Raw genomic sequence first — 24601 nt, forward strand, 5'->3', positions numbered from 1 at the left:
TGCACTTTCGTCGTGGCCGTTGCCATGGTGAGAGAGGAGATTCGGTGTAGAGATTTCATTCCGGATGGCCCGTGAAGTCGTCCGCGGCCTGTTCGTTTCGCCGACGATTGTCAACAGTCACCCGGAATTCGAATGCCCGAACAGCCGGGGTTTTTGCCCTCAGTTGCGCGCTTGAATCGGGGTCTTCCCTTGATACGCTGCAAGCAGGCAGGAGGGCTTTTGACCCTCCATGTCAAGTCACGCAGAAGTGTTCAGACAAACAAAGGAAGAGGGTCCCCCCATGTCGATCAGTGCCATCGAATCGGTCCTGCAGCAGATGCGCGCCACCGCGCTGCACACGGGCATCGCGCCAGCGGCCGCTGCCGGTACGCCGGTGGAAGCCGGCGGTTTCGCAGCCGAGCTCCAGCGCTCGCTCGCCAACATCAGCGGCGCGCAGCAGCAGGCCTATGCGCAGGCCGAGTCGTTCGAACTGGGCAAGCCCGGTGTCGCGCTCAACGACGTGATGGTCGACCTGCAGAAGGCCAACGTCGCCTTCCAGACCGGGCTGCAGGTGCGCAACCGCCTGGTGACTGCCTATCAGGAAGTGATGAACCTGCAGGCCTGAGGGTGTGGGCTGCTGGCGTGGGCCGCCTGTGCAACTTTTTTGTACGTGGCCCTAAAGGTTCGTGAGACCCCGCCGATAACCAAGTCAACGATGGCTTGAGTCTCACAGTGGAAGCGGGTCCAGCGTTACGGCCGAAGGCCGGAGTCCACAACCTTTTTTCAATCAGGAGTCGAACATGGCGCAAGTCATCAACACGAACAGCCTCTCGCTGGTCACGCAAAACAACCTCAACAAGTCGCAGTCGGCGTTGAACAGCGCCATCGAGCGCCTGTCTTCGGGCATGCGCATCAACAGCGCCAAGGATGACGCTGCCGGCCAAGCCATTGCCAACCGCTTCACGGCCAACATCAAGGGCCTGACGCAAGCAACGCGCAACGCCAACGACGGTATCTCGATCGCTCAAACGACCGAAGGCGCGCTGACCGAAGTCAACAACAACCTGCAACGCATCCGCGAACTGTCGGTGCAAGCCGCCACGGGCACGAACTCGGCAACCGACCTGGACTCCATCCAGTCGGAAATCGGCCAGCGCCTGGACGAAATCAACCGCGTGTCGGAACAGACCCAGTTCAACGGCGTGAAGGTCCTGTCGGCTGACGCTGGCAAGCTGACCGTTCAAGTCGGCGCGAACGATGGCGAAACCATCGACATCGACCTGCAAGAAATCAGCGCCAAGACCCTCGGTCTGGACGGCTTCAACGTCAACAACACCGGTTCGAAGAACAAGACTGCCACGGCTTCCGACCTGCTGATCGCAGGCTTCGCCGCAGGCACGACGTCCAACGGCGTCACGCCCTACACCCGCACGCTGACCACGGCCGCCAACGGCGCCACGGCCAACGACGTGCTGGCCAAGATGCAGGACGGCGGCACGGTCACGATGACCGGCGGCGCAACCTACACCTACAGCGCAGCGACCAAGAGCTACACCGCCACGGAAGCTACCCGCAGCCAGGCCAACACGCTCGCTTCGCTGACCCCGCCGGCCGGCACCAGCGTGACCGCCACGGTCAAGCTCGGCACCCGTTCGATGGACGTCAAGATCGACAGCAACGGTGCAATGACCGACGCTGCCGACGGCTCGGCTCTGTACCTCGACGCTTCGAAGAACCTGACCAAGACGGGCGCTGGCGCGACTTCCGCCGCCACGCTGTCGGCAGTGCTCGAGCAAGCCACCGGCATGGCCGCGACTGGCGACTCGATCACCATCGGCGCGACCGGCGCTTCGTACACCGTGGTGACGGCAGCTGCCGGCGCCAGCACCTTCGCGGTTGCCGGCGAGCGCGCCACGGCCGACCAGGTCGCAGCCAAGATCAACGCAGGTGCAGGTTCCATCGACATCGACGGCGGTGGCGCTACCGCTGCCTACGCGGTGGCTGCAGCCGGCGGTGCCGTGACCGGCGCCTACATGGGCGTGAGCGGCCTGACGACGACCGCCGCCGAATCGATCAACCTGAACGCCAACGGCGTGGTGACCGATTCGCAAGGCAGCACCGTGTACGCCGATTCGACCAAGCCCGGCAAGCTGACGACCAACGCCGTCAGCGATGCAAAGTCGACCGTCGACCCGCTGAAGGCCCTGGACGCCGCCCTGTCGCAAGTCGACAAGCTGCGCAGCTCGCTGGGTGCGGTGCAGAACCGTTTCGACTCGGTGATCGCCAACCTCGGCACCACGGTGACCAACCTGTCCTCGTCGCGTTCGCGCATCGAAGACGCTGACTACGCCGTCGAAGTGTCGAACATGACACGCGCCCAGATCCTGCAACAAGCTGGTACCTCGGTGCTGTCGCAAGCCAACCAGACCACGCAAGGCGTGCTGTCGCTCCTGCGTTGATCGAAGAGGTCTAGTTAGTTAGTCAGAAGCAAAGGAATGCCGGGCCCCTCCCGCAAGGGTGGAGTCCGGCTGGCGCAGGTCCCCGGAGCAAGCCGGAGGTGCCTGCGCTGTCCTCTGCGGCCATGCCCCTGCCCCCGTGGGTTGGGGCGAGGCCGCAGAGGACAGCGAACCAGCAAAACAAGGTGGAAATGATGTTGAACCCCGTGCCGGCTACCCCCGTGATGGAGAACCAGTGGACGCAGCTGCTCGTCGGCGGCGCCGCGGCCGTGCGGGGCCTGGTGGCCGGTGCGAAGGGCGACGCTGCGGCCGACGCGAAGGAAGACGCAACGCCGGTGCAGGTCGAGCAGGCGGTGCACCAGGTGAACGAGGCGTTCGCGCTGCGCGAGGTCGGCCTGCAGTTCGAGGTCGACAAGGACACCGACAAGGTCATCGTCAAGGTGGTGGATCGCGCCAGCGGCGAGGTCATCCGCCAGATTCCCAATGAAGACGTCGTGCGCATCGCGAAGCTGATGAGCGACGGCAACGGCCTGCTGGTGGACCACGCGGCCTGAGGCCGCATCCGGTTCCTCATCTCCGGCAGCAGCACTTTCAATACAGGACAGGAAAGCATTCACATGGCAACCATCAGCAGCCTCGGCGTCGGCTCCAACCTCGACCTTGCCTCCTTGCTCACGCAGCTCCAGACTGCCGAGAGCCAGCCCCTGGTGGCGCTGCAGGCGAAGGCCAAGAGCTACACGAGCAAGTTGTCCGCCTACGGCACGATCCAGAGCGCGCTCAGCACGCTGCAGACGGCCGCCAAGAAGCTGGGTGACCCGACGCTGTTCCAGAGCGTGACCGGCACGCCGACGGTCAGCGGCATCCTTTCCGCATCCGCCACGGACGTGAGCGCCGCCGGCAACTACACCATCGACGTGTCGCAGCTCGCGCAGGCGCAGACCGTCATCACGGCGGGCCAGGTCGACACCAAGACCGCGATCGGCAACGGCAAGATCACCATCGACTTCGGCGCCATCACGGGCGGCACGCTCAACGCCACGACCGGCCAGTACACCGGCGCCACGTTCACCGCGGATGCGAGCCAGACCGCGAAGTCGATCACCATCGACCCGACCAACAACACGCTGGAAGGCATTCGCAACGCGATCAACAGCGCCAGTGCCGGCGTGACGGCCACCATCGTGAACGACGGCAGCGGTTCGCCCAACCGCCTGGTGCTGACCTCCGCGCAGACCGGCGAGAAGTCGAGCATGCGCATCTCTGTCGACGGCGACGCGGCGCTGCAGAACCTGCTGAACAACGACCCGGCCGGCACGCAGAACCTGAAGCAGACGGCAGCGGCACAGAACGCCAAGCTCAACGTCAACGGCATCGACGTCACCAGCGCGAGCAACACCGTGAAGGAAGCCATCCAGGGCGCCACGCTGACGCTGGTGAACACCGGCAAGACCGGCCTGTCGATGAAGGAAAACACGGCCGGCGTGAAGACGGCGATCAACGATTTCGTGAAGGCCTACAACAGCCTTCAGAGCACCGCCAAGACGCTGACTTCGTACGACGCTGACACCAACACTGCTGCCGCGCTGGTCGGCGACAGCACGCTGCGCAACCTGCAGACGCGCATCCGCCAGGCGCTCACCACGCCGCAGGCTGGCGGCACCAACGACATGAAGGTGCTCACCGAGATCGGCGTGGCCTTCCAGAAGGACGGCACCTTGGCCGTGGATTCCGACAAGCTCGACAAGGCCCTCGCCGACAACCTGAAGGGCGTGGCAAACCTCTTCTCGAGCGCCACCGGCAGCACAGCCGGCTACGGCAAGCAGATCGATGCGATGGTGGACGACCTCAACACCGGCGCCCTGAAGGTGGCCAGCGACGGCGTGACCTCCACGATCAAACAGCTCGACGACCAGTACGACGCGATGCAGCTGCGCGTGGACGCCACGGTCGACCGCTACCGCAAGCAGTTCAACCAGCTCGACGTGCTGATCAACAGCATGAACAACACGAAGACTTACCTCACGCAGCAGTTCGAAGCGATGACGAACAGCAGCAAGTAAGCAGGCACACAGAAGACGCACGGAGCACCAGCCGATGTACACCCCCCACAACATGCGCACCGGCGCCGGCGCTTATGCGCGCGTCGGTGTGGAAACGACCGCGATGAGCGCGTCGCCGCACCAGCTCATCGTGATGCTCTTCGATGGCGCGAAGACCGCCATCGGCATGGCCCGCCACCACATGGCGGCCGGCGATATCGAAGCCAAGGGCAACGCGATCTCCAAGGCCATCGGCATCGTCGACAACGGCCTGAAGGCCGGGCTCGACGCCCAGGCCGCCGGCGATGCCGGCGCCGAACTCGTGCGCAACCTGTCGGCGCTGTACGACTACATCGTGCAGCGGCTCTTCCGCGCCAACCTGCACAACGACGCGCAGGCCCTGGACGAGGCCGACCGGCTGCTCGAGAACATCGCTTCCGCCTGGCGGGAGATCGACGACCGGGCCCGCAGCTGAAATGCAACCGCAAAAATGAGACAGGAAAACATGGCATTCCGGAGTGAGGTTGTTCATTGCTACGAGGAGCTGGCAACCAGCATTGCATCGATGCTGGTGCTGGCACGCGCCAAGGAATGGGGCCGGCTCCCCGCGCTCGAAGAGCGTTGCGCGTCCATGGTCGAGCGATTGCGCGCCATCGAGCCGTTCGAGACGCTGGATGCGATGCAGGTCGAGCACGTGCTCGATTTGCTCGAACGCATCCGCTCGGACCAGGCCGAGGTGTCGGGCCTCATCAAGCCGCAGATCGAGGACCTGATCGGCCGGATGGGGTACCTCACCCAGCAGAAGAACCTCGGCAGAGCCTACGGGCCGCCGCACTGAGCGCGGCCCGAACAAACGCCGAAGAAGCCGCACCATGACTGCACTCGCCGGACTACTCGATGCGCTGCTGGCCGCAAGGCTGGCGCCGCGGCTCGACGTGCTGGGCATCAAGGCAGAGGCCGTCATCGGCGCGCCGGGGCCGGCCGCGCCGGTTGGCAGAGTCGACAACGACGTGCGGCTGCCTTCCAATGCCGCGCTCGACAGGCAACTGCCGGGCGCGATAGCCGGCGGCGCGGCGCATGGGGGCGCGGGTGCGGCGCCATCGGTGGCCACGCGGCTGTCGGTGGCGGCGCGCGTCATCGGCGCGGTGCTGGCCGACCTGCAGGCGCAGCCGGGGCCGGTGCGCGGCGCGGCGCCGCTGCTGCCTTCGCGCGCGCAGCCCGCGAGCGCCGCGGCGCTGGCCGGTGCGCTGGCGCAGACGGTGTCGGACAGCGGTCTCTTCTATGAATCGCATCTGGCGGAGTTCGCGGCCGGTGGCCGCACGCTCGCGCAGATGACGCAGGAGCCGCAGGCGCGCTGGTCGGCGCCGGTGGCTGCGAGGCCCGATGTGGCGGCATCGGCTGCTGCCGTGGCTACGGTTGTGCAGGCGCCGGCCTCCGTGACCTCCGTGGGGGTGTCCGGCGTGTCGCCGGCGCTCTTAGTGCAAGCCATGGTGGTATCGGTACCACAGGGCGATGCATTCCGCACTGTTGAGAATGCGCCCGTGCCGCAGGCGCCCGCTACCGATGCACAGCCACAAGAAGCTGCACGCTCCGCACAAGACCCCGCCCAGGCTCCCGGGCAAGCCGCCTCGAACGATGCCGCGCGCGTGCAGGCGGCCTATCGCCAACCCGAGAGCGCGCAGGTCGGCGGCGTGCTCGACTCGATGCCTGCGCATCGTGCCGGCGAATCCGCACGCCAGGCCGACAGCGCCGCTGTCGCATCAGCATCGCGCGGCGCCGAAGTGATCCATCCGCAAGCCGTCACGATCGTGCACCAGCAGCTCGACCTGCTGGCCAGCGCAGTCTTCCGCTGGAATGGCCAGGCCTGGCCCGACGTGCCGATGAGCTGGTCCATCGAGGAAGAGCAGGCGCAGCAGCGCGATGCGCGCGATGGCAACGCGGTGGAAGAAGAGGGCACGCGCCGCTGGTCGACCACGGTGTCGCTGGCACTGCCGCGGCTCGGCGAAGTCGACCTGCGCCTGAGCCTCGACGGCGCCGCCGTGCAGGCGCATCTCTTTGCGCGCGAGACTTCCACCATGGCGCGCTTGCGCGGTGACACGGGCCGGCTCGTGAAGCGCTTCGACGCAGCGGGCTTGCAGCTGCAGCAAGTGCAGGTCATGGCGAAGGCGGCGGCATGAACGAAGTGCTCGACAACCGCAACAGCGCCGTCGCGCTCTCGTATGCGGACAAGACACGTGCCCCGGTTGTCGTGGCCAAGGGCTATGGCGTGGTGGCCGAATCGATCATGCGCGAGGCGCGCGAGAACGGGCTGTACGTGCATTCGTCGGCCGACCTCGTGAAGCTGCTGATGCAGGTTGATCTCGATCAGCAGATCCCGCCGCAGCTGTACCTCGCGGTGGCCGAGGTCATGGCATGGATCTACGGCCTCGAAGGTCGCGCAGGCGACTAATTGAACAACAAATCAATGGCAAATCATGAATACGAATATTCATGCAAGAGATTTATCAGTAAATCGAAATAGGGCCATAGTATTTATTAATTCGATGCCGCAGATGAATAAATTACTGCCTGAAATATCGAGACTGGAACAACTTGTTACGCGATTGTGTAACCTCTATGACCCTCACTCTCCGTGGGGACAAGTGGCGTTTCTGTCGGACGCTTCCTACTTTTTTTGGCCCCCTGTCATACAAAACACTTCAACATGTAAAACTTTGTGTATATAATGTATACACGATTGATAGGAGCACGAAGTGAGCTTTGAATCGGAAATGGGATCAGACGTGGAAAATTGCAACATCACCGCTAACGGCGTGATTTCGAGAGAAATCGGCGAGATAAATCTGGCCTATATGCTGCTGGCGCAGAAGCTGGTCAAGCAGGATCGGGCCGAGGCCATGTTCCGCCTGGGAGTGGGGCGCGAGCTTGCCGATCTGCTGGCGAACATGTCGCTCAGCCAGATCGTGAAGCTGGCCGCTTCCAACTTCCTGCTGTGCAGCTTCCGCCTGGACGACCGACCGATGTTCGCGGTGGTCGGCGAGGGCAAGGAGCCGGCGCTGCAGCAGGCGCATATGTCGATCCTGATGGCCGCGCGACAGGCGCAGGCCCAGGCGCCGATGCGCGGAGCGAGCGCGGCGTGAGCAGCAAGAGCGTTCTGGGCGAGGTCCGGCAGGTCCAGCTCGCGATCGAGCTGATCGGTCTCGGCGCCCGGCTGCAGTTCCTGGAGGCGGCCGTCAAGCTGAGCCGGGAGCGCCTGATACGCCTCTACAAGGAACTCAAGGGCGTTTCTCCGCCCAAGGGCCTGCTGCCGTTCTCTACCGACTGGTACATGACGTGGCTGGCCAACATCCACTCGTCGATGTTCTACAACATCTACCGCTTCATGCTCGACGAAGCCGATGAGAACGAATTGCCCGCGCTCATCAAGGCCTACCGCCTCTATACCGAGCAGGTCGAATCGCAAGGCGGCGAGGTGGTGCTCGATTTCACCCGCGCCGAGACCATGGTGCGCTTCTTCGACAGCGACATGCTGCAGCTGAGCACCTGCAGCCGCTGCGGCGGCCACTTCGTGGCCCATGCACATGACAACAAGAACGGCTACGTGTGCGTGCTGTGCCGCCCGCCTTCGCGCGCGGGCAAGGCGCGCAAGCCAAAGCTGTCCGAGGTGCGCCGGGTTGGGCTCGTCGCCGTGGCGCCGGTGCTCGACATCGGCGGCGCCGTCTAGGAAAAAAGTGCCCCGCCTCCGGTGTCCGGAGGCTTGGGGTTTGTTGAATCGACGCCGCAGGGCGATAGGGGAAGCGCGTGCTGGTTCTGGCTGGATATCTCGTAGTGATAGGTGCCGTGTTCGGTGGCTACGGCCTCATGGGCGGGCACTTCGGCGTCCTGTTCCAGCCGGTGGAGTTGCTCATGATCGGCGGCTCCGCGCTGGGCGCATTCATTGCCGGCAACAACGGCAAGACCATCAAGGCCACCATCAAGGAGCTGCCGCTGCTGCTGCGCACTTCGAAGCACAACCGCCAGCTCTACATGGACCTGATGGCGCTGCTGTACGAGCTGCTCGCCAAGGCCCGCAAGGAAGGGATGATGAAGCTGGAGTCCGACGTCGAAGACCCGGCTCAGAGCGAGATCTTCATGCGCTACCCGAGCATCATGGCGCACGAGGGCATCACCGTCTTCCTGTGCGACTACCTGCGCCTGGTCATCAGCGGCAACACCGACGCGCACGAGATCGAGGCGCTGATGGACCACGAGATCGAAACCATCCGCCACGAGGCCGCAGTGCCCGGCCACAGCCTCTCGCGCGTGGGCGACGCACTGCCCGCGCTGGGCATCGTCGCGGCCGTGATGGGCGTGGTGCACGCGCTCGGCTCGGCCAATCTGCCGCCCTCCGAGATGGGCGCGCTCATCGCGCACGCGATGGTGGGCACCTTCCTCGGCGTGCTGCTGGCCTACGGCTTCGTGTCGCCGCTGGCCTCGCTGATCGAGCAGAAGGTGGAAGAGGGCATGAAGATCTATCAGTGCGCCAAGGTCACGCTGCTGGCCAACCTCAACGGCTACGCGCCGCAGCTCGCGGTGGAGTTCGGCCGCAAGGTGCTGTTCTCTACCGAGCGCCCGTCTTTCACCGAGCTGGACAACCACGTCCGCGAAGTCAAGGCGCGCTGACGCACACACGGCCATGAGCGACTCGAAGCCCCAGATCATCGTCAAGCGCGTGCACGCGGGCGCGCGCGGCGGCGGCCATGCGGGCGGTGGCTGGAAGATCGCCTATGCCGACTTCATGACCGCCATGATGGCTTTCTTCCTCGTGATGTGGCTGCTCTCCATCTCGAGCCCGAAGCAGCGCGAAGGCATTGCCGAGCACTTCCGCATGCCGCTGCGCGTGGCGCTGTCGGGCGGCGACAAGTCCAGCCTGAGCACCAGCATGATTCCCGGCGGCGGCGCCGACGTGATGCACGTCGAGGGCGAGGTCAGGCAGGCCGACGCCGAGGAAGAGGCCGACGCGAGCCGCCTGGCCGAGATGAAGAAGAAGCTCGACGAGCTGATCGAGAAGAGCCCGGTGTTCCAGCAGTTCCGCTCGCAGATCCTGATCGACATCACCACCGAGGGCCTGCGCCTGCAGATCGTCGACACCGAGAACCGCCCGATGTTCGAGCTGGCCAGCGCCCGCGTGGTGCCGCACATGCGCGCCATCCTGCGCGAGCTGGCGCCTGCGCTCAACGGCCTGCCCAACAAGATCACGCTGTCGGGCCACACCGACGCCATCGTCTACACCAACGACCGCTCTTACGGCAACTGGGAGCTGTCGTCCGACCGCGCCAACGCCTCGCGGCGCGAGCTCGTGGCCGGCGGCATGACCGAGGGCAAGGTGCTGCGCGTGATCGGCCTGGCCGACAGCATGCACCTGGACAAGGCCGACCCGCGCAACCCCATCAACCGGCGCATCAGCATCATCCTGCTCAACCACCGCACGCAGGAGCGCATCGAGCGCGAGAACAGCGTCGAGCCTGCTGGCACGCGCATCGGCAAGGCGGCCGCGAAGGCGCCGTAACAACAAAACAACAAGAGCTCAAGAGATGGACCTCAGTCAATTCACCCAAGCCTTTTTTGTCGAAGCCGTCGAGTTGCTCGCGGAGATGGAGCAGCTGCTGCTGGAGCTCGACGTCGAGGCGCCCGACAGCGAACAGCTCAACGCCATCTTCCGCGCGGCGCACTCGATCAAGGGCGGCGCCGCGACTTTCGGTTTCGTCGCACTGACCAACACCACGCACGTTCTCGAGTCGCTTCTGGACCGCGCCCGCCACGGGCAGCTGCGCCTGAACGGCCGAATGATCGATGCATTCCTGGAAACGAAGGACGCCTTGCAAGAACAACTCACTGCCTACCAGGCCGGCAAGGAGCCGGACCCGGACATGGTCGCGCACATCTGTGGCGTGCTTCAGCAACTCGCGCTGGAAAGCGGCGACGACAGCGCGGTGGCGCATGTGTCTGCACCGGCGCCTGCTCCCGCTCCTGCGCCTGTGGCTGCGCCCGCAGCGCCAGTCGCATCGTCCGCGTCTGGCGGCAGCGGCGCGCTGCGCATCCGCTTCGCACGCCTGTCCGACAGCGAATGCGATCTGCTCGCGGGCGAGCTGGCCAACCTCGGCAAGATGCTGTCGCGCACGCGCAGCAACGACCAGCTGACCGTGCTGCTGGAAACCACCTGCGCGCCCGATGACATCGTCGCGGTCTGCTGCTTCGTCATCGACGAGTCGCAGATCGACATCACGCATGAAGCCGCTGCTGTCGCCGCAGAGGCTCCGGCCGTGGTCGAAGCGCCAGCACCCGTGGCCGCACCAGTGCCCGAACCGGCTGTAGTCGCCGAGGCATCGAAGCCGCAGGCAGCGGCATCGGCTGCTGCGCCCGCCGCCAAGGAATCCAGCTCCATCCGCGTCGATGTCGAAAAAGTCGACCAGCTCATCAACCTCGTGGGCGAACTCGTCATCACGCAGTCGATGCTCACGCAGGCCGCGACCATGCTCGACCCGGTGGCCTACGAGCGCTTCCTGAGCGGCCTCGGCCACCTGGAGCGCAATGCGCGCGACCTGCAGGAGTCGGTCATGTCCATCCGCATGATGCCGATGGACTATGTATTCAGCCGCTTCCCGCGCGTGATCCGCGACGTGAGCGCCAAGCTCGGCAAGCAGGTTCGCCTGGACACCTACGGCAAGGAAACCGAGCTCGACAAGGGCCTTATCGAGCGCATCGTCGACCCGCTCACGCACCTGGTGCGCAATAGCCTCGACCACGGCATCGAGACACCCGAAGTGCGCCTGGCCAAGGGCAAGGACGCCACTGGCCAGTTGCTGCTGTCGGCGCAGCACCACGGTGGCAACATCGTGATCGAGGTGAGCGACGACGGCGCCGGCCTCAACCGCGAGCGCATCCTGGCCAAGGCCATGCAGCAGGGCATGCCGGTCAGCGAGACGATGCCCGACGAAGAGGTGTGGCAGCTCATCTTCGCGCCCGGCTTCTCCACCGCCGAGCAGGTCACCGACATCTCGGGCCGCGGCGTGGGCATGGACGTGGTCAAGCGCAACATCCAGGAGATGGGCGGCCACGTGGAGATCCATTCGCGCGGCGGGCAGGGCACCACCACGCGCATCGTGCTGCCGCTGACGCTGGCCATCCTCAACGGCATGTCGGTCAAGGTGGGCACCGAGGCCTACATCCTCCCGCTGAGCTACGTCATCGAGTCGCTGCAGCCGCTGCCGGAGCACCTGCATTCCATTACCGCCGACGGCCACGTGATCCGCGTGCGCGGTGAGTACCTGCCGCTGATCGAGCTGCACCGCGTGTTCGACGTGACGGGCGCGCAGACGCATCCCACGCAGGGTATTTTGGTGATCGTGCAGGCCGACGACAGCCGCTTCGCGCTGCTGGTGGACGAACTGCTCGGGCAGCACCAGGTGGTGGTGAAGAACCTGGAAACCAACTACCGCAAGGTGCCCGGCATTTCCGCCGCGACCATCCTCGGCGACGGCAGCGTGGCCTTCATCATCGACGTGGGCGCCATGCCGCGCATCCAGCGCGCGCAGGCCGCGAGCACGGCCGCGTTGGCGGGCGCTGCCCGGAGGACTGCCACCGACGCCATCGCGCTTTGATCGCTCTGACACCCCACGGAGACAGCTGAATGCGGTTTGATTTCTTCCGGCGGTCCTCCGGCGACACAGGGGCCAATCCCGATCCCGGCGCTGACCTGCCGGCACAGCCCGACGCGGGACCCGAAGGCCGCGTGGCCTACGCCATGCTGCTCGACGCGCAGCGACGCGTTATGGGCTATCGCATGGCCTGGCGCGCGACGGGCGGCGAGGGCTCCGGCGTGTCGGGAGCTGCTGGCGTCAAGGCGCTGATGGACACGCTCGCCATGCACCTCAACCCCACGCCCGCGGGCTGGCTGCTGGGGCCGCAGCTGGTGTTTGTCGACGTGACGGTCGATGCGCTGTTTCAGAGCGAGCTGCAATCGCTGCCGCCACAGCACATGGTGCTGTGCATGGGCGTGGACGAACTGATGGACGCGGACATGCGTTCCATCCTTCTGTTCCTGCGCGAGCAGGGTTTCGGCTTCATGCTGTGCGGCGCCACTGCGCTACCCGAAGACCCCGAGCTGCGCGCCATCGTCACCCACTTCGAGGTGGCTGCGCGCGACGCCGACACCGTGGCACGGCTGCGCCGGGACGCGGAGCTGGGCCATCCGACGGTCGAACCGATCGCCTCGCGCGTGGAGAACTGGGACGAATTCGACGCCTGCGCCGGGCGCCGCGTGAACGTGTTCATCGAAGGCGCGTTCCGCAACCCGCCGGTGCGCGAGACCGAAGACGCGCTGCAGCCCGAGTCGCTGCTGATCGTGCAGCTGATGCAGATGCTCCAGCGCAACGAAGACGTGCGCGCCATCGAGGCCGCGCTCAAGCACGACGCCGCACTTACCTACCGGCTGCTGCGCTATATCAACTCGCCCTCCGTCGGCATGGCGGTGGAAATCCATTCGCTGCGCCATGCGGTGGCCATGCTCGGCTACTCGCCGTTGTACCGCTGGCTGTCGCTGCTGCTGGCCACCAGCAACAAGGGTGGCTCGCCCTTCATGATGAAGAAGGCGATCCTGCGCGGGCGCTTCGTCGAGCTGATGGGGCAGGGCATGCTGCCGGCCAGCGAGGCCGACAACCTGTTCGTGGCCGGCATGTTCTCGCTGCTCGACCAACTGCTTGGCGTGTCGATGGAAGGCGTGCTGCGCAAGGTGCAGCTCACCGAGTCGGTGCAGCAGGCCATTCTTTCGCGCGGCGGCCTGTACGGCCCCTTCGTGGCGCTGGCCGAAAGCTGCGAGCTCGACGACGCAGAGGCTTCGCGCCTGTCGGAAGCGCTGTTCCTGAGCGCGGCCCAGGTCAATGCGGCGCAGCTGTCGGCACTGGTGTGGGCGCAGGACGCGAGCCCGGCCGCGGCCGGCCCCTGAACGCGCGCGAGGCCGGAAGTGCAAGGCATTTGTGTGTCTGATTGGCCCATTGGAAACGGCGAGCGCTATGTACATTGAAAGCCAAGCTTCCAGGATGGCCGTGACTACCGAGTTCCTTTTCACCGACAGCGACTTCTCCCGGATCCGCACCCTCATCCACCGCCGCGCCGGCATCGCCCTGGGCGAGCAGAAGCGGCAGATGGTGTACAGCCGGCTCTCGCGCCGGCTGAGGGAGCTCCAGGTGCCCGACTTCGCCACCTACCTCGACTGGCTCGAAGGGCGGCAGGACGGCGAGGAGTGGCAGTTGTTCATCAACTCGCTCACCACCAACCTGACCTCGTTCTTCCGCGAGGCCCATCACTTTCCCACGCTGGCGGAGCACGTGCGCAAGGCGAAGCAGCCCGTCACCGTGTGGTGCGCGGCGGCCTCGACGGGCGAGGAGCCCTATTCGATTGCCATCACGCTGATGGAGGCGCTGGGCGACAAGGCGGGCTCGTCGCGCGTGATCGCCACCGACATCGACACCTCGGTGCTGGCCAAGGCCGCCACCGGCGTGTTCACCGCCGAGCAGGTGCGCAGGCTCGCGCCCGATCGGCTGCGGCGCTTCTTCAACAAGGGCACCGGGGCGAACGCGGGCAAGGCGCGCATTCGCCCCGAGGTGGCGGCGCTGGTGAAGTTCTCGCGGCTCAACCTGCTCGACAGCGCGTGGGCGGTGAAGGAGCCGGTGGACGCGATCTTCTGCCGCAACGTGATGATCTATTTCGACAAGCCCACGCAAAAGAAGGTGCTCGATCGCTTTGCGCCGCTGCTCAAGCCGAACGGCCTGCTGTTCGCGGGGCATTCGGAGAACGCGTCGCTCGTCAACCAGGCCTTCCGTCCGTTGGGCCAGACCGTGTACGAGCTGGCGCGCGCGCGTGCCACGGGCGTTCCATGATGGCCTCGAACCCCGCCGCACCGGACTCGGTGGCCAGCCACCACTACTTCGACCGCGACGTCGGCCTCATGGCCGTGAAGCTGTTGCCCTCCGAGTACTACGTGACTTCGAGCAACACCGTGCTGAGCACGGTGCTCGGCTCGTGCGTGGCCGCATGCCTGCACGACAGGGAAGCCGGCGTGGCCGGCATGAACCATTTCATGCTGCCCGACGACGGCGAAGCAGCCAGCACCGGCACGCGCGACGCCTCCGAGTCGATGCGTTATGGCGCCTACGCCATGGACACCCTGATCCGCGAACTGGTGCGCGCGGGCGCGCGCCGCGACAGGCTGCGCGCCAAGGTCTTCGGCGGCGGCGCGGTGCTGGCCAACATGACCACGCTCAACATCGGCGACCGCAACGCCGACTTCGTGCTGCGCTACCTGCGCAACGAGCGCATCGAAGTCGCCGCGCAAGACCTGCGCGGGCCGCATGCGCGCCGCGTGTGCTTCGTGCCGGCGACCGGCAAAGCCATCGTGCGCAAGCTGCGCGCGCAGACAGAAGTGGCGCAGGTGCAGAACGAAGAGGGCGAGTTGCTGCGCAGGCTGTCCGGCCTTCGCGCGGCGCCGGCTGCCGCAACCAAGGGAAACCCGTGAGCATTAAAAAAATCAAGGTGCTGTGTGTCGACGATTCGGCACTGATCCGCAGCGTGATGACGGAGATCATCAACAGCCAGAGCGACATGACCGTGGTGGGTACCGCGGCCGATCCGCTGGTGGCGCGCGACCTCATCAAGGTCACGAACCCCGACGTGCTCACGCTCGACGTGGAAATGCCGCGTATGGACGGGCTGGAGTTTCTCGAAAAGCTCATGCGGCTGCGGCCCATGCCCGTGGTCATGGTGTCGTCGCTGACCGAGCGCGGGTCGGAGATCGCGCTGCGTGCGCTCGAGCTGGGCGCCATCGACTTCGTGACCAAGCCTCGCCTGGGCGTGCGCGACGGCCTGCTCAACTACACCGAACTGATCGCCGGCAAGATCCGCACGGCCGCGAGCGCGCGGCTGCTGCCCAGCCGGCATGCCGCAGCCCCGCGCCCCGGCAGTGACGTGCCACATGAATCGCTGCTGCGCAGCCCGCTGCTGAGCACCGAAAAACTCATCATCATCGGCGCCTCCACCGGTGGCACCGAGGCCATCCGCGAAGTGCTGCAGCCGCTGCCGCCCGATTCGCCCGCGGTGATGATCGCGCAGCACATGCCGGCCGGCTTCACGCGCTCGTTCGCGCAGCGGCTCGACGGCCTGTGCCGTATCAACGTGAAAGAGGCCGAGCATGGCGAGCGCGTGCTGCCTGGCTATGCCTACATCGCGCCCGGTGGCTTTCACCTGTCGCTGGCGCGCAGCGGTGCCAACTACGTGGCTCACCTTGACCAGGAGCCACCGGTGAACCGCCACCGGCCGTCGATCGATGTGCTGTTCGATTCGGCGGCCAAGCACGCGGGCAAGAACGCCATCGGAATCATCCTGACCGGCATGGGCAGGGACGGCGCCGAAGGCCTGCTGCGCATGAAGCGCGCGGGGGCGCACACGCTGGCGCAGGACGAAGCCAGCTGCGTTGTCTTCGGCATGCCGCGCGAAGCCATCGCACTGGGCGCGGTGGACGATGTGTCTCCGCTGAGCGAAGTGAGCCGCCGGGTGATGGCGCACCTTCGCACGTTCGGCGAACGTGCGAACCGAGTTTGAAAAACGACCTGTTGGAGTTGGAAATATCGTGATCGACAAGAGCATCAAAATCCTGGTTGTGGACGACTTCCCGACCATGCGCCGCATCGTGCGCAACCTGCTGAAGGAACTGGAGTTCCTCAACGTCGACGAGGCGGAAGACGGCGCGGCCGGCATCGAGAAGCTGCGCGGCGGCAACTTCGGCTTCGTGGTGTCCGACTGGAACATGCCGAACATGGACGGCCTGACCATGCTGCAGACCATCCGCGCCGACCCCGAGCTGAAAAAGCTGCCGGTGCTGATGGTCACGGCCGAGGCGAAGAAAGAGAACATCGTGGCGGCCGCGCAGGCTGGCGCCAACGGCTATGTGGTCAAGCCATTCACCGCTGCCACGCTCGAAGAGAAGATCACCAAGATCTTCGAGAAGCTTGCCAAGGAAGCGGCCTGACATGAGCCAGAACGCTGCCGGGGCCGCGGACCCCACCAACACCGCCGAAGAACTGCTGGGCCGCATCGGCCAGCTCACGCGCCAGCTGCGCGAAGGCCTGCGCGAGCTGGGCCTCGACAAGCAGGTGGCCAAGGCCGCGCAAGCCATTCCGGATGCGCGCGACCGCCTGAGCTACGTAGCCGCCACCACCGAGCGTGCCGCGCACCGTGCACTGAACGCCATCGACGTTGCACAGCCGCTGCAGGAAGCACTGGCCAGCGATGCCAAGGGCCTCAGCAAGCGCTGGGACCTGTGGTTCGAAAACCCCATCGAGCTCGACCATGCGCGCGAACTCGTGCTCGACACGCGCAGCTACCTCAACGAGGTGCCGGAGCGTGCCGGCGCGATCAACTCGCAGCTGATGGAAATCCTGATGGCGCAAGACTTCCAGGATCTGACCGGCCAGGTCATCAAGAAGATGATGGAAGTGGTCAACGACGTCGAGACGCAATTGCTCCAAGTGCTGATCGACAACTCCGCGCCCGAGAAGCGCCAGGAGGCTGCGCACAGCCTGCAGAACGGCCCGCAGGTCAAGCCCGGCAACCCCGATGCGGTGACCGACCAGGCGCAGGTCGACGACCTGCTGGAGAGCCTCGGATTTTGAGTTTCCAAGCCCTGCCTATTGTCCGAATAGCAGGGCGATAAGGGCCCTTATCGGCAGATTGTTCCGGACGACCGAATTCAATAATTTGGTCATGAGCAAGGCGTACTTCGCCACTGCTGGTTCGGAGCATGAATGGCTGAGGAAAGCGATCTCGAAAAAACGGAACCCGCCTCCGAGCGACGCCTGGAAAAGGCGCGCGAGGAAGGCAACGTAGCCCGTTCGCGCGAGCTCACCACCTTCGTCATGCTGGGCACCGCATGCGCGGGGCTGTGGTTCGCAGGGGAGTCGCTGGGCACGAGCATGAGCGGTGCGCTGCACCGCGGCCTGCAGTTCGACCGCGCCAGCGCCTTCGATCCCTCGCACATGCTGGCCCAGACCGGGCTGATGGCGATGCACACGCTGACGGCCATCGGCCCGCTGTTCGCGATGATGATCGTCGCCGCCGTGGTCGCGCCGCTGATGCTCGGCGGCTGGCTGTTCTCCACCAAATCGGTGGGGCCGAACTTCAGCAAGCTCAATCCGCTGGCCGGCATCGGCCGCATGTTTTCTGCGCAGTCGCTGGCCGAGCTGTTCAAGGCGCTGGCCAAGTCGGCGCTGATCGGCGGCGTGGCGTGGTGGGTGGTGTCGCGCGACATCGGCGCGCTGATGGACCTGATGGCGCAGCCCGCGCACTACGCTCTGCCGCATGCAATGGTGCTGGTGGCCAAGCACTGCGCGCTGATCGCGGCCACGCTCTTTCTCGTGGCGCTGATCGACGTGCCCTTCCAGCTCTGGAGCTACTACCGCAAGCTGCGCATGTCGCGCGAAGACCTGCGCCAGGAGCACAAGGAAAGCGAAGGCGATCCGCACATCAAGGCAGCGATCCGCCGCCAGCAACAGCAGATGGCACGCCGCCGGATGATGGCCGAGGTGCCCAAGGCAGACATCGTGCTGACCAACCCCACGCACTTTGCGGTGGCGCTCAAGTACACCGACAGCGGCATGCGCGCGCCGCGCGTGGTGGCCAAGGGCACCGAGCTGGTGGCCGCGCGCATCCGCGAGCTGGCGATGGAGCACAAGGTTGCGATTCTCGAAGCGCCGCCGCTCACGCGTGCGCTCTACAAGCACACGAAGCTGGGCGATGAGATCCCGGCGGGCCTGTACACCGCGGTGGCCGAGGTGCTGGCCTGGGTGTACCAGCTCAGGCGCTGGAAGACCGAGGGCGGCGACGCCCCGCGCACGCCGACCGACCTGCCGGTGCCCGAAGACCTTCAATACACAGTGGAAGCCGCATGAACGCGATGACAAACCTGATGCGTCTGCCGACGCGTCTGTTCTCCGGCTCGCAGTTCAAGGGGTTGGCCGGGCCGATTCTCATCATCCTCATCCTGAGCATGATGGTGCTGCCGCTGCCGCCCTTCCTGCTCGACCTGCTGTTCACCTTCAACATCGCCATGTCGGTGATGGTGCTGCTGGTGAGCATGTACACGATGAAGGCGCTGGACTTCGCGGCCTTCCCTGCCGTGCTGCTGTTCTCGACGCTGCTGCGCCTGTCGCTGAACGTGGCGTCCACGCGCGTGGTGCTGATGCACGGCCACACCGGGCCCGATGCGGCGGGCAAGGTGATCGAGGCCTTCGGGCACTTCCTTGTGGGCGGCAATTTCGCGGTGGGCGTGATGGTCTTCATCATCCTCGTGCTCATCAACTTCATGGTGATCACCAAGGGCGCGGGGCGCATTGCCGAGGTGGGCGCGCGCTTCATGCTCGACGCGATGCCGGGCAAGCAGATGGCCATCGACGCCGACCTCAACGCCGGCCTGATCGGCGAGGACGTGGCTCGCAAGCGCCGCACCGAGGTTGCGCAAGAGGCCGACTTCTACGGCTCGATGGACGGCGCCAGCAAGTTCGTGCGCGGCGACGCGATCGCGGGCCTGCTCATCATGGTGATCAACATCATCGGCGGGCTGGTGGTCGGCATGCTGCAGCACGGGCTCGACTTTTCCACCGCCGGCAAGACCTACACGCTGCTGGCCATCGGCGACGGCCTGGTGGCGCAGATTCCGGCGCTCGTGATTTCCACCGCCGCCGGCGTGATCGTGTCGCGCGTGACCACCGATGAAGACGTGGGCAGCCAGCTCACGGGCCAGCTGTTTTCCAACCCGCAGGTGCTGTTTCTCACGGCCGGCATCGTCGGCCTGCTGGGCATGATCCCGGGCATGCCGAACCTGGCCTTCCTGCTGATCGCGGGCGGCCTGGTGTGGCTGGGCCGCCGGCTGGTGCTGCGCAAGCCGCAGGAAGCCGCGCAGAAGGCAGCCGCCGCAGCGCAGGCCGCGAACCCCGCGCCCTCGGCCGAGATGGAAGAAGCGACGTGGGACGACGTTGCAATGGTCGACCCGCTGGGCATGCAGGTCGGCTACCGCCTCATTCCGCTGGTGGACCAGTCGCAGCAGGGTGAGCTGCTGGGCCGCATCAAGAGCATTCGCAAGAAGATTGCGCAGGAAGTCGGCTTCCTGGTGCCGGTGGTGCACATCCGCGACAACCTGGAGATCAAGCCCAACACCTACGTCATCAGCCTGAAGGACGTGGAGATCGGGCGCGGCGAGGCCTTCCCCAACCAGTGGATGGCCATCAACCCGGGGCAGGTGACGGGCACGCTGCCCGGCACGCCCACGCGCGACCCGGCCTTCGGCCTCGCGGCGGTGTGGATCGACGCCAGCCTGCGCCAGCAGGCGCAGGTGCAGGGCTACACGGTGGTCGATGCCTGCACGGTGATGGCCACGCACCTGAACCACCTGATACAGACGCATGCTGCGGAACTGCTGGGCCGCCAGGAAGTGCAGCAACTGCTCGACCAGATCGCCAAGACCGCGCCCAAGCTCACGGAAGACCTGGTGCCCAAGGTGCTGTCGCTGAGCACGCTGCACAAGGTGCTGCAGAACCTGCTCGACGAAGAGGTGCCCATCCGCGACATGCGCACCATTCTCGATGTGATGGCCGAGCACGCGCCGACCATCAAGGACCCGACCGAACTGACCACGCTCACGCGCCTGGCGCTGGGCCGCGCCATCACGCAGCAGCTGTTCCCGGGCGACACCGAAATGCAGGTGATTGGCCTCGACGGCTCGCTCGACGGCGTGCTGCAGCAGGCCCTTACCAACAGCAGTGGCATCGAGCCGGGCATTGCCGACAACCTGCTGCGGCAGGCGCAGGCCGCAATCGTGCGCCAGGAGCAGATGGGCCTGGCGCCGGTGCTTGTGGTGCAGCACGCGCTGCGCGTGCTGCTGTCGAGATTCCTGCGGCGCAGCCTGCCGCAGCTGAAAGTGCTTTCGCATGCGGAGATTCCTGACTCCCGCACCATCAAGATCACCACCGCCATCGGAGGACGAGGTTGAATTCCAAGCAGACCGACGTGCGCACCACCGCGCGCAAATTCGTCGCGGCCACCAGCCGCGAAGCCCTGAGGATGGTGAGGGAGGCGCTGGGCGCCGACGCCATCGTGCTGACGCATCGGCAGATGGCCGAGGGAGTGGAAATCGTCGCCATGGTCGAAGGCGAAGTGCAGGGAGTGTTGAAAGACACCGCACCTGCGCCTGCACATGCGCCCGCGAAGCCCGTGGCGATCGCGGCGCCTGCCGCACCGGCTGCGCCTGCGGCGCCGGTCCCGGTACCCGCACCCGCCGACAGCGTGCTCACCGAACTGCACTCCATGCGCGGAATGATCGAAGAGCAACTCGCCAGCGTCGTGTGGAACGACAAGCAGCGCCGCGACCCGGTGCGCGGCCGCTTGCTGCGCACGCTGCTCGGCGCGGGCTTCAGCGCGGGCCTGTCGAAGGCCATGCTGGAGAAGATGCCCACGGGCCAGACCTACGCCGAAGGCATGGCCTATGTGCGTTCGGAACTGATCCGCGCCGTGCCAGTGCATGAAGACGAAGACGCGCTGTTCGCGCAGGGCGGCGTGTATGCCCTGATGGGCCCGACCGGCGTAGGCAAGACCACCACCACCGCCAAGCTCGCCGCGCGCTGCGTGATGCGCTTCGGTGCCGACAAGCTCGCGCTGGTGACCACCGACAGCTACCGCATCGGCGCCTACGAGCAGCTGCGCATCTACGGCCAGATCCTCAACGTGCCGGTGTACGCCGTGAAGGATGCGGCCGACCTGCACCTGGTGCTGCAGGACCTGCGCGACAAGCACATGGTGTTGATAGACACCGTCGGCATGAGCCAGCGCGACCGTGCCGTATCGGAACAGATCGCGATGCTGGGCCAGAGCCAGCGGCCCGTGAAGCGGCTGCTGCTGCTCAACGCCACCAGCCACGGCGACACGCTCAACGAGGTGGTGCACGCCTACCGCCACGGCAACGAGCTCACCGGCTGCATCTTCACCAAGGTCGACGAGGCCACGCATCCGGGCGCGCTGATCGACACCGTGATTCGCCACCGCCTGCCGGTGCACTACATCTCCAGCGGCCAGAAGGTGCCCGAGAACCTGATGCAGGCCGACCGCGCGCAGCTGGTGGACAGCGTGTTCCAGCCGCGCCAGCACAGCCCGCTGTTCGTGCCCGCGGAAAACGATCTGCACGAAGAGCCAACGGGCGCAGGCCCATCGGCGCAAGTTGTGCAGGCGCAGGGCGAGACCGATCGCCTGCGGCTGAAGTACCAGAACCTGATTCGCGCCATGGCGCACGACGCGCAAGAGCTCGCCACCACCGCGAGCGCGCTGGCCGGCGCGCAGATCGGCTTCGAGCGTTCGCGCGCACTCTGGCGCCAGGCCGGCGACGAAGGCACTGGCCAGAAGGCCGTGCTGCACGACCTGATGGTGCACGCGCGCAGCGAAGTGGCCGCCGGCTGCGAGACCCATGTGCTCGCGCTGTGCGGCCAAGTCGGGCTGCGCTCGAACGAAGGCGGCGACGCTTATGAATGCCATGGCAGCCTGCTGCTGTCGGACCGCACGGGCCTGCCGCTGGCAGCGCCGAACCAGTGGCTGTCGACCGCCGCCACGCGCGGCATGAAGGACGCCGCGCGCAAGCCCGGCGCGCGCCAGGTGCCGTGGCTGCGCCAGCAGGACTTCGGCCACAAGCCGCTGGTGCACTTGCTGACGAGGCTGCCCGGCATCGAGGCCATGGTGCAGTGGCAGGCCGTGGGCCAGCGCTGGTTGGCACGCGCGCCGGGCTCCACCGCGGTGATCGACGTGCGCACCGGCGCACCCGACACGCTCGCGCGCATGGACTTCGAATTCGGCGAGGAGCGGCCCGTGCACTTTCGCGGCAAGGCCGCGTTGCGGAGCGAGGCGCATGCCGACGTGGTGCTGCGCTTCAACGCAGCCGCCATGGCGGCGGGCATCGGGCGCGATGCGATGCCCGCGCTGCGCTGCGTCGCCACGCGGGTGGTCGATGCGCGCACCGGCAACGTGCTGGCGCAGGGTCATGCGCTGTCGAACATCGGCATGGACGTTTCCACGCAGCAGCTCGCGCAATGGCAGGGCTGGGCCAGCGACGCCGAGCCCTGCTTCCGACTGCTGCGCGACGGTGTGCAGATGGTCGGCGGCATCGGCGAGCTGGGCGATCCGGACATCATGAAGCGGCTGCTGATCGCCGGGCAGATGACCACCACCGTGTGGCGTCTGCTGCAGGCCGAAGGCGATTGGGCCGACCGCACGCGCGCGTTGCTGGGCCAGCTCACGGGGCGCCCGGCGCGCAACGGTCGGGCCATGAGCGGCAGTGCGCTGTATGCGGGCGTGGGCAAGCTCTTTCTGCTGCTGGAGGCGCTGGGCACCGAGTCGACCGCTCCCGTGCAGGCGTCGCGTGCGCTGGAGAAGTCGGAGAAATTGGAGAGATTGGGTTGAGGGCGCAGGAATGAACAAGCTGGTTGCGGATCAGGCCGACGGACTGCGGCGCATGCTCGCACCGACGCATGCGCGCGTGGTTGCCGTCGCCGGCCTGGGGCAGGGCGCGGGGAGCACCACGGCCGCGATGAATCTCGGTGTGGCACTGACCCTGCAGGGTCGCAACGTGCTGCTGCTGGACGAGCATTGCCCGACCGTGGGTTCGGCCTGCGAGGTGTGGGACATCGATCCGCTGGGGAATCTGGCCGATGTAGTGAGCCAGCGCCTGACGCTGGACGGCGCCAATGTCAAGGCAGCTTGCGGCGTGCACGTGCTGCCCGCGCCGCCTGATGTGGTGGACGGTGTGATGGACGACGCGATCGACCCGCGCAAGTTCTGGCACGACGGCGTGGTCATCGTCGATGCGGCTTTCGACGCCGAGGGCCGGCTGTCGGCACTCGCGCAGGGCGCGGACGATCTGCTGCTGGTGCTGCAGCCGCACCCAGCCTCCATCACCGCGGCCTATGCGGGCATCAAGCGGCTGCACCACGCGCACGGCCTCAAGCAGATGCGCTTCCTGGTCAACGGCGCGGCCGATGTGGTGGCTGCGCGCCAGATCATGAGCAACCTCGCGCATGCCGCCAGCCGCTATCTCGCGCTGCTGTTGCAGCCCGCGGGCTGGGTGCGCTTCGACCCGCTCGTTGCCGACGCGTGGCGCCTGAAGCAGACCATCGTCGAGGCCTTTCCCGCGAGCCATGCCGCTGTCGACTTCCGGCGCATTGCCGGCGAGATGGACCGCTGGCCGTGGCGCGCGGTCGAGCCGCTGCAGGCCGTGGCCTGAGCCCGCCGACCCGGACAACCCAAGAAGGACGGCCGTGTACACCGCACAGGGAACCATCGAGAAATCACATCTGCTGGCGCAGCACCAGCCGCTGGTGCGCCGCATCGCGCTGCAGATGATGGCCAAGCTGCCGGCCAGCGTGGAGCTGGACGACCTGATCCAGGCCGGCATGCTGGGCCTGCTGGACGCCTCCAGCCGCTACCAGGACAACCGCGGCGCGCAGTTCGAGACCTTCGTCAGCCAGCGCATCCGCGGCGCCATGCTCGACGAGTTGCGCGCCAACGACTGGGGCTCGCGCGGCCTGCGCCAGTCGGCGCGCGGCGTCGAGAAGGCGATCCAGGCACTGGGCCACAAGCTCGGGCGTTCTCCCACTGAGGGGGAGATTGCCAAGGAGCTGAAGATGGACCTGGAGGCGTATCAGTCGCTGCTGCAGGAGATCCAGGGCTGCCAGTTGGTGTACGTCGAAGACTTCTCCAAGGACGACCCGGACAGCCCGTTTCTCGACAGCCATTCGCAAGATGCGCGCAAGGACCGGCGCGGCAGCGACGATCCGCTCGAGCAGTTGCTGGAAAGCGGCTTCCGGCATCAGCTGGTGGACGCCATCGGTGCGCTGCCGGAGCGCGACCAGCTGCTGCTGAATCTCTACTACGAGGAAGAGCTGAACCTGCGGGAGATCGGCGCGATCCTGGAGGTGAGCCAGTCGCGCGTGTGCCAGTTGCACAGCCAGGCGATCAGCAGGCTGCGGGCGAAGCTGAAGGATGTGCTCTAGAGGTCACGCCGTT

24 protein-coding genes are annotated in these 24601 nt (G+C 66.2%); all 24 read left to right on the top strand.

Going from position 1 to position 24601, the window contains the following annotated elements; all coding sequences use genetic code 11:
- The first annotated feature begins 280 nt into the window (after nt 1–280).
- The 24 genes from fliE to ACSFBF_RS12480 all read left to right on the top strand — a co-directional run bounded on the left by fliE (nt 281) and on the right by ACSFBF_RS12480 (nt 24588).
- Nucleotides 281–604 (top strand): flagellar hook-basal body complex protein FliE, encoded by a 324-nt coding sequence (fliE, locus tag ACSFBF_RS12365; protein ID WP_435467252.1) that lies wholly within the window; start codon nt 281–283, stop codon nt 602–604.
- Nucleotides 605–779: 175 nt separating this feature from the next.
- Nucleotides 780–2438, top strand: coding sequence for a FliC/FljB family flagellin (locus tag ACSFBF_RS12370; protein WP_435467254.1), 1659 nt, complete (start codon nt 780–782; stop codon nt 2436–2438).
- Nucleotides 2439–2626: 188 nt separating this feature from the next.
- On the top strand, nt 2627–2989 hold the full coding sequence (locus ACSFBF_RS12375) for a flagellar protein FlaG (protein WP_435467256.1): 363 nt from the start codon (nt 2627–2629) through the stop codon (nt 2987–2989).
- A gap of 63 nt (nt 2990–3052) precedes the next feature.
- Complete coding sequence (gene fliD, locus ACSFBF_RS12380; RefSeq protein WP_435467258.1) at nt 3053–4495, top strand: flagellar filament capping protein FliD; 1443 nt, start codon at nt 3053–3055, stop codon at nt 4493–4495.
- A 34-nt stretch (nt 4496–4529) separates the two neighbouring features.
- Entirely contained in the window at nt 4530–4949 is a 420-nt protein-coding gene (fliS, locus tag ACSFBF_RS12385; protein ID WP_435467260.1) for a flagellar export chaperone FliS, read from the top strand.
- A gap of 30 nt (nt 4950–4979) precedes the next feature.
- Nucleotides 4980–5312 (top strand): flagellar protein FliT, encoded by a 333-nt coding sequence (locus ACSFBF_RS12390; protein ID WP_435467262.1) that lies wholly within the window; start codon nt 4980–4982, stop codon nt 5310–5312.
- A gap of 34 nt (nt 5313–5346) precedes the next feature.
- Nucleotides 5347–6651 carry a flagellar hook-length control protein FliK gene (gene fliK, locus ACSFBF_RS12395; RefSeq protein ID WP_435467264.1) on the top strand — a complete coding sequence of 435 codons (1305 nt, stop codon included), beginning with the start codon at nt 5347–5349 and terminating at the stop codon, nt 6649–6651.
- Complete coding sequence (locus ACSFBF_RS12400; RefSeq protein WP_093077277.1) at nt 6648–6923, top strand: EscU/YscU/HrcU family type III secretion system export apparatus switch protein; 276 nt, start codon at nt 6648–6650, stop codon at nt 6921–6923. Before fliK ends, ACSFBF_RS12400 begins: the two co-directional genes overlap by 4 nt.
- A 304-nt stretch (nt 6924–7227) precedes the next feature.
- Nucleotides 7228–7614 carry a flagellar transcriptional regulator FlhD gene (gene flhD, locus ACSFBF_RS12405; protein ID WP_435467267.1) on the top strand — a complete coding sequence of 129 codons (387 nt, stop codon included), beginning with the start codon at nt 7228–7230 and terminating at the stop codon, nt 7612–7614.
- A complete protein-coding gene (gene flhC, locus ACSFBF_RS12410; protein WP_435467269.1) occupies nt 7611–8198 on the top strand; it encodes a flagellar transcriptional regulator FlhC in 588 nt (195 codons plus the stop codon). The genes flhD and flhC overlap by 4 nt, the downstream gene beginning before the upstream one ends.
- 77 nt (nt 8199–8275) lie before the next feature.
- Complete coding sequence (motA, locus tag ACSFBF_RS12415) at nt 8276–9136, top strand: flagellar motor stator protein MotA (RefSeq protein WP_354337755.1); 861 nt, start codon at nt 8276–8278, stop codon at nt 9134–9136.
- Nucleotides 9137–9149: 13 nt separating this feature from the next.
- Complete coding sequence (motB, locus tag ACSFBF_RS12420; RefSeq protein WP_435467271.1) at nt 9150–10022, top strand: flagellar motor protein MotB; 873 nt, start codon at nt 9150–9152, stop codon at nt 10020–10022.
- A 25-nt stretch (nt 10023–10047) separates the two neighbouring features.
- Nucleotides 10048–12114, top strand: coding sequence for a chemotaxis protein CheA (cheA, locus tag ACSFBF_RS12425; RefSeq protein ID WP_435467273.1), 2067 nt, complete (start codon nt 10048–10050; stop codon nt 12112–12114).
- A gap of 29 nt (nt 12115–12143) precedes the next feature.
- Nucleotides 12144–13457 carry an EAL and HDOD domain-containing protein gene (locus ACSFBF_RS12430; RefSeq protein WP_435467275.1) on the top strand — a complete coding sequence of 438 codons (1314 nt, stop codon included), beginning with the start codon at nt 12144–12146 and terminating at the stop codon, nt 13455–13457.
- Between the two features lie 94 nt (nt 13458–13551).
- On the top strand, nt 13552–14391 hold the full coding sequence (locus ACSFBF_RS12435; protein ID WP_435467277.1) for a CheR family methyltransferase: 840 nt from the start codon (nt 13552–13554) through the stop codon (nt 14389–14391).
- Nucleotides 14388–15026 carry a chemoreceptor glutamine deamidase CheD gene (cheD, locus tag ACSFBF_RS12440; protein ID WP_435467279.1) on the top strand — a complete coding sequence of 213 codons (639 nt, stop codon included), beginning with the start codon at nt 14388–14390 and terminating at the stop codon, nt 15024–15026. The genes ACSFBF_RS12435 and cheD overlap by 4 nt, the downstream gene beginning before the upstream one ends.
- Before the next feature lie 2 nt (nt 15027–15028).
- Nucleotides 15029–16108, top strand: a complete 1080-nt coding sequence (locus tag ACSFBF_RS12445; RefSeq protein ID WP_435467427.1) for a protein-glutamate methylesterase/protein-glutamine glutaminase — start codon at nt 15029–15031, stop codon at nt 16106–16108.
- Between the two features lie 31 nt (nt 16109–16139).
- On the top strand, nt 16140–16535 hold the full coding sequence (gene cheY / locus ACSFBF_RS12450; protein WP_172839779.1) for a chemotaxis response regulator CheY: 396 nt from the start codon (nt 16140–16142) through the stop codon (nt 16533–16535).
- A 1-nt stretch (nt 16536) separates the two neighbouring features.
- Nucleotides 16537–17178: a protein phosphatase CheZ gene (gene cheZ / locus ACSFBF_RS12455; RefSeq protein WP_093058575.1), complete on the top strand. Its 642-nt coding sequence runs from the start codon at nt 16537–16539 to the stop codon at nt 17176–17178.
- Between the two features lie 132 nt (nt 17179–17310).
- On the top strand, nt 17311–18453 hold the full coding sequence (gene flhB / locus ACSFBF_RS12460; protein ID WP_435467282.1) for a flagellar biosynthesis protein FlhB: 1143 nt from the start codon (nt 17311–17313) through the stop codon (nt 18451–18453).
- On the top strand, nt 18450–20549 hold the full coding sequence (gene flhA, locus ACSFBF_RS12465; protein WP_435467284.1) for a flagellar biosynthesis protein FlhA: 2100 nt from the start codon (nt 18450–18452) through the stop codon (nt 20547–20549). Before flhB ends, flhA begins: the two co-directional genes overlap by 4 nt.
- On the top strand, nt 20546–22999 hold the full coding sequence (gene flhF, locus ACSFBF_RS12470) for a flagellar biosynthesis GTPase FlhF (RefSeq protein ID WP_435467286.1): 2454 nt from the start codon (nt 20546–20548) through the stop codon (nt 22997–22999). Before flhA ends, flhF begins: the two co-directional genes overlap by 4 nt.
- A gap of 10 nt (nt 23000–23009) precedes the next feature.
- Nucleotides 23010–23819 carry a MinD/ParA family ATP-binding protein gene (locus ACSFBF_RS12475; protein WP_435467288.1) on the top strand — a complete coding sequence of 270 codons (810 nt, stop codon included), beginning with the start codon at nt 23010–23012 and terminating at the stop codon, nt 23817–23819.
- A gap of 34 nt (nt 23820–23853) precedes the next feature.
- The gene (locus tag ACSFBF_RS12480; protein ID WP_435467290.1) at nt 23854–24588 is read left to right on the top strand and encodes an RNA polymerase sigma factor FliA; all 735 of its coding nucleotides are present in this window, start codon (nt 23854–23856) and stop codon (nt 24586–24588) included.
- Nucleotides 24589–24601: the final 13 nt, after the last annotated feature.

Origin of the sequence: Variovorax nivicola, assembly GCF_051216475.1 — a bacterium.
Classification (GTDB): domain Bacteria; phylum Pseudomonadota; class Gammaproteobacteria; order Burkholderiales; family Burkholderiaceae_C; genus Variovorax.

What these genes read in the sequence shown, in the direction of transcription:
- cheD (WP_435467279.1), top strand. Translation starts at nt 14,388, where the DNA reads ATGATGGCCTCGAACCCCGCCGCACCGGACTCGGTGGCCAGCCACCAC.
- ACSFBF_RS12390 (WP_435467262.1), top strand. Translation starts at nt 4,980, where the DNA reads ATGGCATTCCGGAGTGAGGTTGTTCATTGCTACGAGGAGCTGGCAACC.
- ACSFBF_RS12475 (WP_435467288.1), top strand. Translation starts at nt 23,010, where the DNA reads ATGAACAAGCTGGTTGCGGATCAGGCCGACGGACTGCGGCGCATGCTC.
- motB (WP_435467271.1), top strand. Translation starts at nt 9,150, where the DNA reads ATGAGCGACTCGAAGCCCCAGATCATCGTCAAGCGCGTGCACGCGGGC.
- ACSFBF_RS12370 (WP_435467254.1), top strand. Translation starts at nt 780, where the DNA reads ATGGCGCAAGTCATCAACACGAACAGCCTCTCGCTGGTCACGCAAAAC.
- ACSFBF_RS12435 (WP_435467277.1), top strand. Translation starts at nt 13,552, where the DNA reads ATGGCCGTGACTACCGAGTTCCTTTTCACCGACAGCGACTTCTCCCGG.
- fliS (WP_435467260.1), top strand. Translation starts at nt 4,530, where the DNA reads ATGTACACCCCCCACAACATGCGCACCGGCGCCGGCGCTTATGCGCGC.
- fliE (WP_435467252.1), top strand. Translation starts at nt 281, where the DNA reads ATGTCGATCAGTGCCATCGAATCGGTCCTGCAGCAGATGCGCGCCACC.
- fliD (WP_435467258.1), top strand. Translation starts at nt 3,053, where the DNA reads ATGGCAACCATCAGCAGCCTCGGCGTCGGCTCCAACCTCGACCTTGCC.
- cheA (WP_435467273.1), top strand. Translation starts at nt 10,048, where the DNA reads ATGGACCTCAGTCAATTCACCCAAGCCTTTTTTGTCGAAGCCGTCGAG.
- fliK (WP_435467264.1), top strand. Translation starts at nt 5,347, where the DNA reads ATGACTGCACTCGCCGGACTACTCGATGCGCTGCTGGCCGCAAGGCTG.
- ACSFBF_RS12430 (WP_435467275.1), top strand. Translation starts at nt 12,144, where the DNA reads ATGCGGTTTGATTTCTTCCGGCGGTCCTCCGGCGACACAGGGGCCAAT.
- ACSFBF_RS12400 (WP_093077277.1), top strand. Translation starts at nt 6,648, where the DNA reads ATGAACGAAGTGCTCGACAACCGCAACAGCGCCGTCGCGCTCTCGTAT.
- ACSFBF_RS12375 (WP_435467256.1), top strand. Translation starts at nt 2,627, where the DNA reads ATGATGTTGAACCCCGTGCCGGCTACCCCCGTGATGGAGAACCAGTGG.
- cheZ (WP_093058575.1), top strand. Translation starts at nt 16,537, where the DNA reads ATGAGCCAGAACGCTGCCGGGGCCGCGGACCCCACCAACACCGCCGAA.
- flhA (WP_435467284.1), top strand. Translation starts at nt 18,450, where the DNA reads ATGAACGCGATGACAAACCTGATGCGTCTGCCGACGCGTCTGTTCTCC.
- flhB (WP_435467282.1), top strand. Translation starts at nt 17,311, where the DNA reads ATGGCTGAGGAAAGCGATCTCGAAAAAACGGAACCCGCCTCCGAGCGA.